General features: G+C 43.0%; 10 protein-coding genes and 1 pseudogene. 7 read left to right on the top strand and 4 right to left on the bottom strand.

The features are described 5' to 3' along the window. Positions 1-237 precede the first annotated feature (237 nt). The 3 genes and pseudogenes from H6F42_RS05665 (at position 238) to H6F42_RS05655 (ending at position 3,085) form a co-directional block, all read left to right on the top strand. Positions 238-990 (top strand): ATP-binding protein, encoded by a 753-nt coding sequence (locus tag H6F42_RS05665; RefSeq protein WP_190398389.1) that lies wholly within the window; start codon positions 238-240, stop codon positions 988-990. Positions 991-1,051: 61 nt separating this feature from the next. Continuing rightward, a pseudogene (locus H6F42_RS21820) lies at positions 1,052-1,411 on the top strand (response regulator); the annotation flags it as partial. Positions 1,412-1,468: 57 nt separating this feature from the next. Next, the gene (locus H6F42_RS05655) at positions 1,469-3,085 is read left to right on the top strand and encodes an asparagine synthase-related protein (protein ID WP_190398390.1); all 1,617 of its coding nucleotides are present in this window, start codon (positions 1,469-1,471) and stop codon (positions 3,083-3,085) included. Here the strand turns inward: H6F42_RS05655 and H6F42_RS05650 are convergent, their stop codons facing one another. The 4 genes from H6F42_RS05650 to H6F42_RS05635 are packed head-to-tail and all read right to left on the bottom strand — an operon-like array spanning position 3,086 to position 7,875. Next, positions 3,086-4,426, bottom strand: coding sequence for a hypothetical protein (locus tag H6F42_RS05650; protein ID WP_190398388.1), 1,341 nt, complete (start codon positions 4,424-4,426; stop codon positions 3,086-3,088). Next, complete coding sequence (locus H6F42_RS05645) at positions 4,413-5,597, bottom strand: decarboxylase (RefSeq protein WP_190398387.1); 1,185 nt, start codon at positions 5,595-5,597, stop codon at positions 4,413-4,415. Before H6F42_RS05645 ends, H6F42_RS05650 begins: the two co-directional genes overlap by 14 nt. Continuing rightward, positions 5,594-7,258 (bottom strand): asparagine synthetase B family protein, encoded by a 1,665-nt coding sequence (locus H6F42_RS05640; protein WP_190398386.1) that lies wholly within the window; start codon positions 7,256-7,258, stop codon positions 5,594-5,596. Before H6F42_RS05640 ends, H6F42_RS05645 begins: the two co-directional genes overlap by 4 nt. Continuing rightward, positions 7,258-7,875, bottom strand: a complete 618-nt coding sequence (locus H6F42_RS05635; protein ID WP_190398385.1) for a DUF3859 domain-containing protein — start codon at positions 7,873-7,875, stop codon at positions 7,258-7,260. Before H6F42_RS05635 ends, H6F42_RS05640 begins: the two co-directional genes overlap by 1 nt. Positions 7,876-8,059: 184 nt before the next feature. Here H6F42_RS05635 and H6F42_RS05630 point away from each other — a divergent pair, with 184 nt between their 5' ends. The 4 genes from H6F42_RS05630 (at position 8,060) to H6F42_RS05615 (ending at position 12,742) form a co-directional block, all read left to right on the top strand. Continuing rightward, complete coding sequence (locus H6F42_RS05630; protein WP_190398384.1) at positions 8,060-9,610, top strand: NAD(P)/FAD-dependent oxidoreductase; 1,551 nt, start codon at positions 8,060-8,062, stop codon at positions 9,608-9,610. 253 nt (positions 9,611-9,863) lie between these two features. Continuing rightward, positions 9,864-10,439, top strand: coding sequence for a TetR/AcrR family transcriptional regulator (locus H6F42_RS05625; protein ID WP_190398383.1), 576 nt, complete (start codon positions 9,864-9,866; stop codon positions 10,437-10,439). 36 nt (positions 10,440-10,475) lie between these two features. Further along, the gene (locus tag H6F42_RS05620; RefSeq protein WP_190398382.1) at positions 10,476-11,666 is read left to right on the top strand and encodes an ABC exporter membrane fusion protein; all 1,191 of its coding nucleotides are present in this window, start codon (positions 10,476-10,478) and stop codon (positions 11,664-11,666) included. A gap of 239 nt (positions 11,667-11,905) precedes the next feature. After that, positions 11,906-12,742, top strand: coding sequence for an ABC transporter (locus H6F42_RS05615; protein ID WP_190398381.1), 837 nt, complete (start codon positions 11,906-11,908; stop codon positions 12,740-12,742). The last annotated feature ends 111 nt before the right edge of the window (positions 12,743-12,853 follow it).

Here is a 12,853-nt window from a genome sequence, read left to right as displayed (position 1 = left end):
GGATCAAAACTAAACTCAATCACTTTGCTCTCAAGTCTAAACTCTACTTCAATGCTATTAGGGCTAGTTTCTCTCAACTCCAAAAACTGGCTATTCCTTCCACGTAACATCAGGAATAATAGCAATTTCTATTTTATGTTCAGGATTTAGGATCTTTCCATACTTTATATGCTTCAGCTTGACGATTGTGGAGAGATAGCGATCGCTCGCTAATTTTTTTATAATACCGTGATTGATATGATTGACTTTACTTTGACTACTGCCCGTGAGACCTCTACAAACCATCTGACGGTCAGTCTGGATGAAGTTCAAGCTCAACAAATACAACTAATTAGAAACTTCTCCCATGAGTTGCGAACGCCATTAACGCTGGTTTATGGTTATATGCAGAGCATCCACCGCCGTAATGAAAATCTTACTGATCTCCAAAAAAATGCGCTGGAGATCGCCATGTTTGAGATGAGGCATACCATTAAATTATTGCAAGAATCCCTAGATCTAGCGAGGTTAGATTGTCACGCTATTTGTTTGCGCCGAGAACCAGTGTCATTGCATGGGTTAATATCTGAAGCGATCGCGATTTTTCAGCAAGTTAAAGAGCGTGAAATTGTCGTTGAATCTCATCAATCAGATATTTCAGTGCTTGCAAATGCTGATCGCCTCCAACAAGTTTTATTAAAGTTGATTGATAATGCGGTGAAGTATTCAGATACTGCAATTACGATTAGATTGGAAAAGTCGGATGATTTTGTGGCGATCAGTATCTGCGATCATGGTTGTGGTATTGACTTTCAGGAGCAGTCCAATATTTTCAACCCTTTTTATCGAGTTGATCGCTCTCGTAATCGTGACACGGGCGGGGCAGGATTGGGTTTGGCGATCGCTAAGGTTTTAGTAGAAGGCATGGGCGGAACTCTAAATGTGTATTCTCAACTAGGTGAAGGTAGTATTTTTAAAATTATTCTTAATTCTTCTGGGAGATGTGATTGATGTAGTTCGCTTATGCCTACCTATCAATCACTAATTCTTTGTCAAATGTATTTATAAATTTATGTCAACCAAAATTCTCTTAATAGAAGACGATATCAAACTAGCTCAATTTATTGAGATGGAGTTAACTTGCGAGGGCTATCAGGTAAGCATGGCTCACAATGGATTGGATGGTTTAACTCAAGCTAGGCAAGATCCACCCAATTTAGTGGTTTTGGACTGGATGATGCCAGGATTGACTGGAGTGGAAATTTGTCGGCGGCTTCGCTCAACAGGGATTAAAGTCCCAATTATCTTAGTCACAGCAAGAGATGAAATTAGCGATCGCGTGACGGGTTTAGATTCGGGTGCTGATGATTATGTGATTAAGCCTTTTAGTATTGAGGAGTTACTTGCCAGAATTCGCTCTAATTTACGCCGTGGCTTTGTTTCATGCAACAAAGCCGTCAACAGAAAAAATAAATTCTATAAACTAACAATGGCTCATTTTCCCCTCACAAAAACAAATTGGCTGGTTGGATTCGGTAAAATACCCACAAAAAATGCTATTTGGCACGATCAAGACTTATTTGCTACATTCGGTTCTCCATCTTCTATGGCTTTTAGTGCATCTAAAAGATTTGTAATTGTGGGAGAGATAACAAAAGGACTTAATCTCAATGATATTGTCCAAATGTGGGAGAAAGATGGTCGGGAATGTTTAAGAAATATTTACAGCTTTTTTGCTTTTGTTATTTGGGACTGTGAGAAACATCAGCTACATTTGTGCAGAGATGGAGTGGGTGGCAAGACTCTGTATTACACAACTGACCATTCATCATGGTGGATAGCCCCTTGCTTGCAGTCTTTACGCCCCTATCATCAAGCAGAAATAGACCCCTTTGCTCTCAGAGATTATCTATGTTGTGCTTTTGTTCCAGGAGAACGGACAATGTGGAAAGGAGTAAAAGAATTGTCGGCTGGAAATATTTTAACTCTGCCTCAATTAGAAACAAACGTCTTTTGGAGAATAGAAGATAAGAGTAAGTCAGAAATAGAAGATATGGGTTACTATGCCGATCGCTTACGCCATTTACTGTTACAAGTTGTTCGAGAAAACTTACCTGAACATGAAAAAGTAGGGGTATTTTTGTCGGGTGGGCTAGACTCCAGTGCCGTAGCTGCGTTGAGTGCCAAGATTCATCAACAGGAAGTTATTGCCTATTCTATTCACTTTGGGAAGGATTTGCCCAACGAGTTAGAGTTTTCTGGTCTGGTAGCCCAACATTGCGATTTAGAACATCAACTTTTAGAAATTTCCTTTAGGGATATGTGGAAGTTTTTACCAGAAGCAATGGCGCTTTTAGACGATCCGATCGGCGATCCTTTAACAGTTCCTAATTTACTATTGGCAAAATTAGCAAAGCAATCAGTTTCGATCATTCTCAATGGCGAAGGCGGTGATCCTTGTTTTGGTGGTCCCAAGAATCAACCGATGCTACTTAATCAAGTTTATGGAGGAAATTTAAACACAAGTTATTTGCGTTCATTTCAAAAATGTGCAGATGATTTACCCCAACTGCTCAAACCAGAGATTTGGGAATTAGTTAAAGATCAGCCATTCTTTTTTGAACCCGATCTAAATTCAGATATGGATTTTTTGCAGAAATTATTTATGATCAATATTAAATTTAAGGGTGCAGATCATATTCTGACTAAGGTTAATAATTTATTAGGAGCAGTTGACATAGAAGGGCGATCGCCACTATTCGACCCGCGAATTGTAGATTTAAGTTTGAGTATGCCCATCAACTGTAAGGTGGCGGGAGCGATCGAAAAATCGGTCTTAAAACAAGCGATGATTGATTTTTTACCGACGGAGATTATTCATCGCCCCAAGAGTGGCATGATGGTTCCTGTGCAGTTAGGGTTTCAAAAGTATTGGAACAAGCAAGCTAAAGATTTATTACTATCAAAAAATGCGGCGATCGCTCCCTATTTACAGACAGAAACCATCCGATCTTGGTTAAACTATCAAGGCGATCCTTGGAAGCGCTATGGGGTTAAATTATGGCTGTTAGTAAGTCTGGAACTATGGATACAAAAACACCGATAGTTAACCAAAGTTTTCAACACCATAAAAACTATCACCACCCAAAATAATTAAATCACTATCATTACCTTCGATCGCCCCTGATTGTTCTCCTAGATATAAGCAACGACTGAGAGTTTGGAGAATGCGTTGGGAAGAGAAAAATTCCAAAAGCACATAATTTCCAGCATCCAGCCATTTTAATTCTTCAGAGGTTAAATTGTCGCGAATTGCCGATTCTAAACCCAAAGATACCCTAATTGATTGCTCACTACTTTGAGTAAAAACCGATCGCTTGGCAGATAAAATCTGTCGAGGGGAAATCCCCACATCCATTATTGCATTTGTTTGTCCACCAAACCATTGGGAGTTGTATTTGACCATATTAAGAGTCCGAATGCCATCTGGACTGCAATCATGTAAAACAAAAACTTTCAAATCAGGATTACGACTTGCCATGATCATTATTGTTTCAAAAATACTAGAAGGATAATGATTTATACTTACAATCCCACTATTATATTCAAAGTGAAAATTATTAGACAGTAACATCTGGGCAATATTGTCGCTCTGACAGATAATCAACCGATCAAAGCTGTAATTAGTAACATCAACTCCTGGTAAATTAGGGACAGAAAAATTATTCTCATTGGTATCCAATAGTAATTTTGGAGGCGCTCCGTGGGCAAATATCCATTTTTCTAGTAATGAGTCAAACATTTGAGGTGTAATTGGTGGAGTGGCTTCCATTGTGTTAGGAATCCTGCGAGCTTGCCAAACACCTAAACCGACTGCGCTAGCTCCTAAAATGAAGAAAATTCCAACCCCTAGCAACTGTTGCAAAAAAAGACTTACAGTGGCAGCATTAAGTAAGATGACTCCCAAAGCTTGGAGTGACCTAGCCCTTGTCAGTCGTTCGCGGCGAAAATATTTAAGATCTTGACTAATAAGCCACAACCGCACAAACCACAAGATAGAGTTCACAGTAGAAACAATTAATGTGGATTTGATATAAGTTTCATCAAGCGACAATCTATATTGTGATGCTTCTAAAAAAAAGTAGGTTATCATCATTACAAGGAAAGCCGATAAGACGACAGTCGTAAAATAATTAAAAAGCCAGTCTCGTACAGAACCATTTTTTCGTCGTGGCAGAGCATGGAATAACTGCCCTTTTGTGAAAAACAACGTATCGTTAGCAGATATATTATTTAAAATCTTTTGAAAACTAGGATCAGTAAATCGACAATCGCTTGGCATTGATGTTGGTTCAAAAGCAAAGCGAGTGCCACACTTTTGACATTTACCTTGATTGGCTGTCCTGTCTTTTAAATTGCTGTCTGTACCGCAGTTAATGCATTTCATCGATTTGCTCCATTAATGTTTGCTTTGATAGTAAAACGCTGTAGTCTTCTCTTTCTCGAATTAAGTAATGATCGCCTCCCTTAATCAATACTTCGGCGGGCTTGGGACGATGGAGAAAATGGGAAGACATGGCATATCCATAAGCACCAACATCAAGAATGGCTAAGGTATCTCCCCTTTCTAAAGGCGGTAAGTTTATATTTCTGCCTAAGTAGTCGCCAGAATAGGTGGTATTGCCGCAAACATCCGTAATTACTTGTTTATCATTTTCTTGAAGGGCAATTATTTGGCGATAGTCACCATAAACATTAGGGGCTGTGAGGTTAGCGATCGTCGTGTCAACGCCGACAATTTGTTTTTCTCTCTGATATTTGACCGCTACAACCGTAGTCAGCAAAATTCCACATTCAGCAATCACATTTCGACCTGGTTCTAAAATTAGGTGAATGTTAGTACCTTCAAGTTTTTGAGATATTGCCTGTCCAAACTCACCCCATTCAAAAGCCGCCTTACCATGACGGTAGGGATAACCAAAGCCACCCCCAAAATCTAAATATTGCCAATGGGGAAGAGTCTTTCCTAAAGTTAAAAGTCGATCAATAGTGGTAGTAAAAGCCTTGGTAGCATTAGTGCCTGTGCCGCGATAGAAATGTAGTCCCTGAATTTGGCGACCGAATCGTTCGGCGATCGCTACTGCGATCGCAAATTCCTGTGGTTGAACGCCAATGCGACTTTCTGCGGTTAAACTCGGATCATTCAGGCGCAGTCCTAACCGCAGATCAGGAATGGTTAAACTCATTTCACAAAGTTGCTCTAATTGGCAGAGGCTGTCGAGGTTGAAGGTACTTACGCCCCACTCTAAAACTTGTACCATGTCCTCCCGACTGAGATTACTGCCACTGTAGATAATTTGATCAGGCGAAAATCCCGCGTTTAGTCCCAAATAAATATCGCCAGGAGTGTTGGCATGAAGCCCCCATCCACTTTTTTGGGCGATCTGAAGTAATGAAATATTGCCGTTGGTAACACTGGCAAAGCAATAGGAGGTATGGGGATAACCTACCTGCTGAGGAATCGCTTGAAGATTTTGCCAAAAGCGATCGCCATCATATACATACAATGGTGAGCCATAGGTTGCCAGCAGTTTCAGCAAAAGAGCATTTTCTATCATAGATTTTCCCGATATAAGTTCATTCGTTCCCACAACCAATAGGGCAGATGGAAGGGATGCCCCCAGCTATAGTCCTGAATAGGGACACCCATTTGGCTTTGCCAGAACTGCCATTGCAGCAAAAGCCAGAGAATTTCCCCTATCCTTCTTTTCCGAAGACTTCCACTCAGTTGACCAAAAACAATGCTACTAGCCAAATCAGACCGCCATATCCCTTCCGTTTCAAGTAAGCCTGGATTAAGCCATTTGCCTAAGTCATGCCATAGCGGTTCTAAACACCACTGGGTTAAGGGAACTCCCATACCCCGTTTCGGTCGCCAAACTATTTCAGTAGGGAGCCAAGGTTCGACCGCCCGTTTCAGAATGTATTTCTCGCAAGCCCCTTGCAAAAAGAGGCTACTATCTACTCCAAATGTCCATTGGGCTAAATCTTCGTCACAAAATGGCGATCGCAGTCGCAATCCTAAAGCCAAAGCCATATTAGTAGCGCGGGGTTGGATATTCTGCGCTCCCTTAAGCATCAGTGTTGCCCTGCGTAATCGGCAGAGGAGAGAACCTGAACCATCTAGTGCGGACTCAAGGCTATCGACTGGTTGCCAATCTTTCACCATCTGCCAAAATATAGAACTAAAAACCCGTTCTCCGTATCCCCACAGTCGATGGAATGTTTGGAGATATTGTTCAGCAAAAGTAATCGGGCTTGTTTGATAGAGACTTGCCGCAATTAGGGGTTTGTTCGTCCAGCCACCAAATAACTGATCGCCTCCTTCGCCGTTAAATAATAGGTCACAGTCTTGAAGAGCAGTTTGATAAAGCAGCCAAAAAGGAACACTCACGCCATCACCAAAAGGTAAGTCTAGGGCTTTGGCAACTTCTAAAAGCGATCGCTTTACTTTTTGAGGCGAACAATCGACTTTAATCAGGGGAATTTTCAGATAATCAGCCACTTGCTCGGCGTAGGGTACTTCGGAGATGCCATATTTACCAAAATCTAGGGTGTAGGCTCTTACTTTTAACCCCGATCGGCTTAGTAATGCCGCCACGATCGCAGAGTCTAACCCTCCCGAAAGTAAAACCCCTACAGTCTCGTTTTTTAAATCAGCTACTTGGTTAAATACCGCCAGTTCTAGTAAAGACCGTAACTCTTTTACAGCCGTCGCTTCGTTATTTAATAGAGTTTCTTGCTCTTGCCAATGGCTGAGAGTAGGGCAAAGCTTCTTTGGAGTGGCTATTTGTCCCTGTTCCCAAGTTTGGCTCCCACCTGCGGCGATCGCTTGGATGGACTTGATAGGCGTTAGAGGTGTGGTTACATAGGAAAAGCAAGCGTAACTGTAAACCGCTATAGGATCAATTTCCCGCTTAACCAAGGGCAGCAGCCATCTGAGTCGAGTGGCAAACCATAATCCCTGCTCGGTCTGACACCAGTAAAGTGAGACTCTGCCAAAAGCCTGCCTCCCCAGAGTGATGGTTGTTGGCTCTGCCTTTGCCCAAGCATCTCCATTATCAGTTCCGCTATCAGTCAAAATCCCTTTACCAGCATCAATAGCAATGCGGTCTACAGTAACTTTTTGCCAAGATTCGGCAGGATTAGCATGGATCAGTATGTCTAAGTCTGCCCCCCATGAGCCAACAAAGCCCAAGCCTGCAATCCCCACCTCCATTACTTCACCTCAAACGTAGTCGTAGATAAAGGGCGATCATTGATCAGCATTGTAACCTGCCATTTCCCAGTCGCAGCACCAGAGTCAAGTTTATATTTGCATTGCGTATTCCAGATGGCGGTAGTAATTTGTTTGGTTTGGTAACGGTTTTGATGCGCCGTAATGCCTTGGGGATTGATCCAATTACAGCCCATCGATAGGCTCTGCCCAATTGGAGTATTTTCTAAAACTACGCTATAGGCAATTTCATTGGGAAGAGAAACCACTTGAATGCTCTTATCTTTGCTTATCGCGAGGGTAATCTTTCCGCTTTGGCTTTTTACTTGCTCTAAAACTTGACTTTTCTGACTCTGCCAAAAGAAAGTCCCTATAACCGCTACAGTTAAGATTAATATGGCTCCACCGACAACCATAAAATTTAGACGATTTTGTTCTGCTTGGGCATTTTTTCGTTTAACTTGCAGCAGAGCTTCTTCGAGTAGTTCAGAGGGCAGATTCATTTCCTGCAAAATCTCTCTAGCTTCGTCAATGGTCACAGAACCACCACGCTGATCAGAAATTTTTTGTATTTCTGCAATTACCTGATTAAACTGTTCTTGAGTTAGATTTTCAGGCATGATATGAACCCAAATTTTGCCCTAATTTTATCATTCAAAGTTGTTCGTTCATCTATGTAAATGGGTGAAGTCGGCTAAATCAAAAAACTGAGATCCTGATAGCTGGCAGGGGAAATTTCTGGATAAAATCAAGTTTTACCTGATTCCCCACATTAGTGAAAGCGTTAATTAAACAATCGAAACCATGAATCAAAAAGCAGACATAGTAGTAATCGGCAGTGGTATTGGCGGGCTATGCTGTGCAGGGCTGCTGGCAAAATATGGACTCAAAGTCATTGTTTGTGAAAGCCATAGCATTGCAGGGGGAGCCGCCCATAGCTTTAGTCGTCAAGGTTATAACTTCGACTCAGGTCCATCGCTATTTTCAGGAATGTCTGCACGACCTTCCACCAATCCCTTAGCCCATGTGCTTGATGCTTTAGAAGAAAAAATTGATTGGCTAACCTACGATGGATGGGGATGTGCCATGCCCGAAGGTCAATTCTTTGCCGCCGTTGGGAACGACTCATTTAGCGAAATCTTAACCAAACTGAGAACTAAACAAGCAGTAAAGGAATGGCAAAGATTACAAACAGTCATGTTGCCTTTGGGGAGAGCCGCCACCGCCCTACCGCCGATCGCTCTACGCAATGACTGGCAGGTAGCTCTATCCGCAGGTAAGTACTTCTGGAAAATGCTGAGAGATTTACCACAACTCCCAATGCTGACCCAGCCCTTTTCCAAAATCCTAGAAGCAGAAGTGAGCGATCCATTCATCTTGAACTGGATGAACTTGCTTTGCTTCATGCTGTCAGGACTACCCGCCAATGGTACGCTCACCGCCGAAATTGCCTTTATGTTTGCCGATTGGTATCGCCCTGATGTCCAACTTGACTACCCCAAAGGCGGAGTCGGAGTCGTCGTCGATGCGTTAGTAAGGGGAATGCAAAAGCATAGAGGAGAATTACGGCTCAATACCCATGTACAGGAAATTATCCTTGATGGAGAAAAAGCGGTAGGAGTAAGGTTAGCCAATGGCGAGACAATTCATGGGAAGCGAGCCGTAGTCTCAGGGGCATCAATTTGGGATACCTTGAAGTTATTACCCCTAACCGAGCGATCGCCTAAAAAACTGCATCAATTACATAAAGAGCGGCAAGACATCCCCGCTTGTCCTAGCTTTATGCATTTACATCTAGGCATAGAAGCATCGGATTTACCCAAAGATTTGCCCTGTCACTGGCTAGTTGTAAATGATTGGGAAATCGGAGTGGCAGCCCCACAAAATGTCGTCGCCGTATCCATGCCTTCGGTCTTAGACCCATCTCTCGCGCCGACAGGCAAGCATACAATTCATGCCTATACACCTGCTACAGAACCCTTTGAGCTATGGTCAGGCTTAGACCGTAAATCGGATGCTTATGAAAAATTGAAACAAGAACGGGCTGAAGTTCTTTGGCAAGGGATAGAGCGTTATATTCCCGATGTGAGAACTCGGTGTGAAGTTACTTTGATTGGAACACCACTCACCCATGCCAGATTCCTGAGAAGAGATCGCGGCAGTTATGGTCCAGCGATCGCCGCAGGACAGGGGATATTTCCAAATGCTAATACACCAATCTCAAATTTATATTGTTGTGGCGATTCTACTTTCCCTGGTATTGGCTTGCCTGCGGTTGCCGCCAGTGGCGAGATTCTGGCTAATTCTCTAGCTTCGCTGAAGCAACATCAAAATATGTTAAATGAAATCTTTTGATAGTAGATACAGGATACGCATACAAACCTGCAAAACAGGTTAAAAAACACAGCACTGGTCAGCTAATGGAGGATGGGTGCTGAAACACCCATTTCATGCCGACAAAAAAGACGCAAATGCGTCGATCACGCTTTAACTGTCCAATGCCAAATCAAAAAATCTAACCTGCTTGTTGACACTAAACCGTCTGGACGGTATAGTTATTTCAAGACAAATTAATTGTCTTAATTTTTTAGTATTCGAGCAAAAGTCTATGACAGAAGCGTTAGAGATAGGCAAGCGATCGCGATCAGCGACGCGAGAATCACTGCTCAATGCGGCTGGTGAAGTCGTTTTGCGCCTTGGGGCTGACGCCTTGACCCTTGATGCAGTTGCCAAAGAAGCAGGCGTAAGTAAAGGTGGATTGCTCTATCATTTCCCTAATAAAGATGCGCTGCTGACGAGTATGGTTGCCAACCTGATCGCCGAGTTCGAGCAATTATTAGAGATAGAACTCAATCGCGAAGGCGATCTCACAATCAAGGGTTCTTGGTTGCGGGCTTACATCAGGGCTGGAGATATATTTGATCGTCAAAATGCTGCAATTCAGTCTGGATTGTTGGCGGCGTTCACTAAGGATAGTAAACTTCTGCAACCATACCAAGAAGCTTCTATACGGTGGCATCAGCAAGCCTGCAATTGTGGTCTTGCTCCCCTCAAGGTAGGGATAATTCTCTTAGCTGCGGATGGACTTTCTTGGAATCAGTTACTAGGGCTTAACTGCATTTCTGATGATCAGCGATCGCAACTGATCGAAGAACTAATTCGGATGACTTATACCGATGAATGAAGTTCACTAAGTTTTTTTGAAGTGGAATTGTAAAACATGACAGCTCAATCTTTCTTTAACTCCCGCCATCTTTGGCTTGGGGGAATTTTCCTTGCGACTCTAGCTACAGGAATTTCTATCTATAGCATTGTCTCTTCTAGCAAGCCCAATACTACAAATAATACTTTAGCAATCGCCAGCGCGACCTTGCCTATAACAGCGCTGGGTCGATTGGAGCCAGAAGGAGAAGTCATGCGTTTAGCGGCTCCTGTGGCTCTAGATGGCGATCGCTTAAAAGAGTTGCGCGTCCAAGTAGGCGATCGGGTAAAAGAAGGTCAGATTATCGCTGTACTAGATGCTAGCGATCGCTTTGCTGATGAAGTGGCGCAAGCCAAAGCTCAGGTGGAGATTGCTCAAGCAGAATTCGCAAGAGTTAGTGCTGGCGCGAAACAGTCGGAAATTCAAGCACAAGAAGCATCGATCTTACGACTGCAAGCAGATTTGCGCGGTAGTGAGGCTTCCCAATCGGCGACGATTTCCCGTTGGCAATCGGAAGTTCGTACTGCGGAGACTGAGTTGGCTCGATTTCAACAACTCCATAACCAAGGAGCAGTTTCTGCGTCAGTTTTGGATACGAAACGTCTGGCGGCGGAAACAACTCGCGCCCAATTGCAAGAAGCTCTAAGTACCCGCGATCGCTTTGCCAATACTCTCCAAGCCCAAATCCTTGAAGCAAGTAGCACTCGCGATCGCATTGCCGAAGTTCGACCTGTGGATATTGCTACCAAAGCAAGAGAAGTAGACAGTGCGATCGCATCTCTCAAGCGTGCGGAAACGAATCTTGCCCAAGCCTATATTCTTGCCCCTAGAGCAGGACAAGTTCTGAAAATCCATACGCGAGTGGGTGAAAAAATCAGTAATGATGGAGTAGTGGAACTAGGATCAACCGATCAAATGGTGGCTGTCCTAGAGATTTATCAAACCGATATTGATCGAGTGAAAGTTGGACAAACTGTACAAATTACTGGTCAATCTTTTCAGGGAGAAGTTAAAGGTACTGTCTCTCAGGTGGGTTTGCAGGTGGAGCGGCAAAGCATTGCAGGAAATCAACCAGGAGAGAATCTCGATCGCCGTGTGATTGAAGTCAAAGTGCGTTTAAATCCAGAAGATAGCCGCCGTGTTGCTGCTTTCACAAATTTACAAGTTCAAGGCAAGATTCAAATTTTACCCGCGAGTATTAACAATTAGTGCAAAAGGATGGAGAAGAAGATAATGCTAACTATTTTGCTAAGACAACTTCTCAATGTCGAGATGTTGTTAATAGATACTACCAATGAACTCGAATACTATGCTGCCTACGATCCTGACGTGATCAACGTTGCGATTTCTATGTTCTTGTTTAAATCAATAGAAATAGGAATGACTTCTCTTATCAAATTTTGCCCAAAAACTTGACCATTGTCCATTTTAATTTTGAGGGTCATAATATGTTCCGTAAATTGTTGCGAAAAACTCCCCTTGCTTGGCTCCAACTGACTCGCAATAAAGTTCGCTTTATCGTGGCGCTATCAGGTATTGCCTTTGCTGATATCTTGATGTTTGTGCAGATGGGTTTTGAAGGAGCGCTCTATGACTCGGCAATGAAGCCCTATCGCGAATTGATTCAGGCGGATTTAGCGATCGCTAGTACTCAGTTTCAGAATCTTATCTCTACACCTAGTTTTCAACGCGATCGCCTTTACCAAACCCTTGCCCATCCCCAAGTTAAATCTGTTTCTCCACTTTATATTTCCGCTGCGGGTCAATGGCGCAATCCTGAAAATCGCCAAAATCGAGCGATTCTCATTTGGGGAATCGATGCGGGTAATCCTAGCGTCAACTTACCCGACCCCGCTAGGCAAATCCCCCAGATTCAACAACTTGATCGCGTCCTCTTTGATCGCGCTGGTCGTCCAGAATATGGCGATGTTGCGAATATGTTTATGCAAAAAGGCGAACTGGAAGTCCAGTTAAACAATAAATTAGTGCAGGTAAGTGGATTGTTTGAGGTAGGGTCTTCCTTTGCCGCCGATGGCAATATCATTACCAGCGATGCGACTTTTTTACGTTTATTTCCCGAACGAAGCAGCGATCGCATTGAGATGGGATTAATTCATCTGAAAGAGGGAGCCAATATTCAACAAGTTAAAATGGAACTCGCTAACCTGCTATCTGGTGATATGCGCGTTTTGACCACCGAAGAATGGGCAGGTGTCGAAAAAAGCTATTGGGAAACAGGAACCAGTATTGGCTTCATCTTTGGATTGGGAGTGGCAATGGGGTGAGAGTGTAAAGTGAAATGTGTAAAGTCTGGGATGTATGCAGAGAGATAATCTAGCCACACAATAACTAACACAAAAACCGATGAATATTCGCAAAGAATTGCTAGATGAATT

Origin of the sequence: Pseudanabaena sp. FACHB-1998, from assembly GCF_014696355.1 — a bacterium.
GTDB lineage: Bacteria > Cyanobacteriota > Cyanobacteriia > Pseudanabaenales > Pseudanabaenaceae > Pseudanabaena.
Note: the sequence above shows the minus strand (reverse complement) of the source record. Positions and strands in the feature narration are given on the sequence as shown.

Bases quoted from the DNA above. Each gene is read 5' to 3' on its own strand.
- H6F42_RS05665 (WP_190398389.1), top strand. From the start codon at position 238: ATGATTGACTTTACTTTGACTACTGCCCGTGAGACCTCTACAAACCAT.
- H6F42_RS05655 (WP_190398390.1), top strand. From the start codon at position 1,469: ATGGCTCATTTTCCCCTCACAAAAACAAATTGGCTGGTTGGATTCGGT.
- H6F42_RS05650 (WP_190398388.1), bottom strand. From the start codon at position 4,426: ATGAAATGCATTAACTGCGGTACAGACAGCAATTTAAAAGACAGGACA.
- H6F42_RS05645 (WP_190398387.1), bottom strand. From the start codon at position 5,597: ATGATAGAAAATGCTCTTTTGCTGAAACTGCTGGCAACCTATGGCTCA.
- H6F42_RS05640 (WP_190398386.1), bottom strand. From the start codon at position 7,258: ATGGAGGTGGGGATTGCAGGCTTGGGCTTTGTTGGCTCATGGGGGGCA.
- H6F42_RS05635 (WP_190398385.1), bottom strand. From the start codon at position 7,875: ATGCCTGAAAATCTAACTCAAGAACAGTTTAATCAGGTAATTGCAGAA.
- H6F42_RS05630 (WP_190398384.1), top strand. From the start codon at position 8,060: ATGAATCAAAAAGCAGACATAGTAGTAATCGGCAGTGGTATTGGCGGG.
- H6F42_RS05625 (WP_190398383.1), top strand. From the start codon at position 9,864: ATGACAGAAGCGTTAGAGATAGGCAAGCGATCGCGATCAGCGACGCGA.
- H6F42_RS05620 (WP_190398382.1), top strand. From the start codon at position 10,476: ATGACAGCTCAATCTTTCTTTAACTCCCGCCATCTTTGGCTTGGGGGA.
- H6F42_RS05615 (WP_190398381.1), top strand. From the start codon at position 11,906: ATGTTCCGTAAATTGTTGCGAAAAACTCCCCTTGCTTGGCTCCAACTG.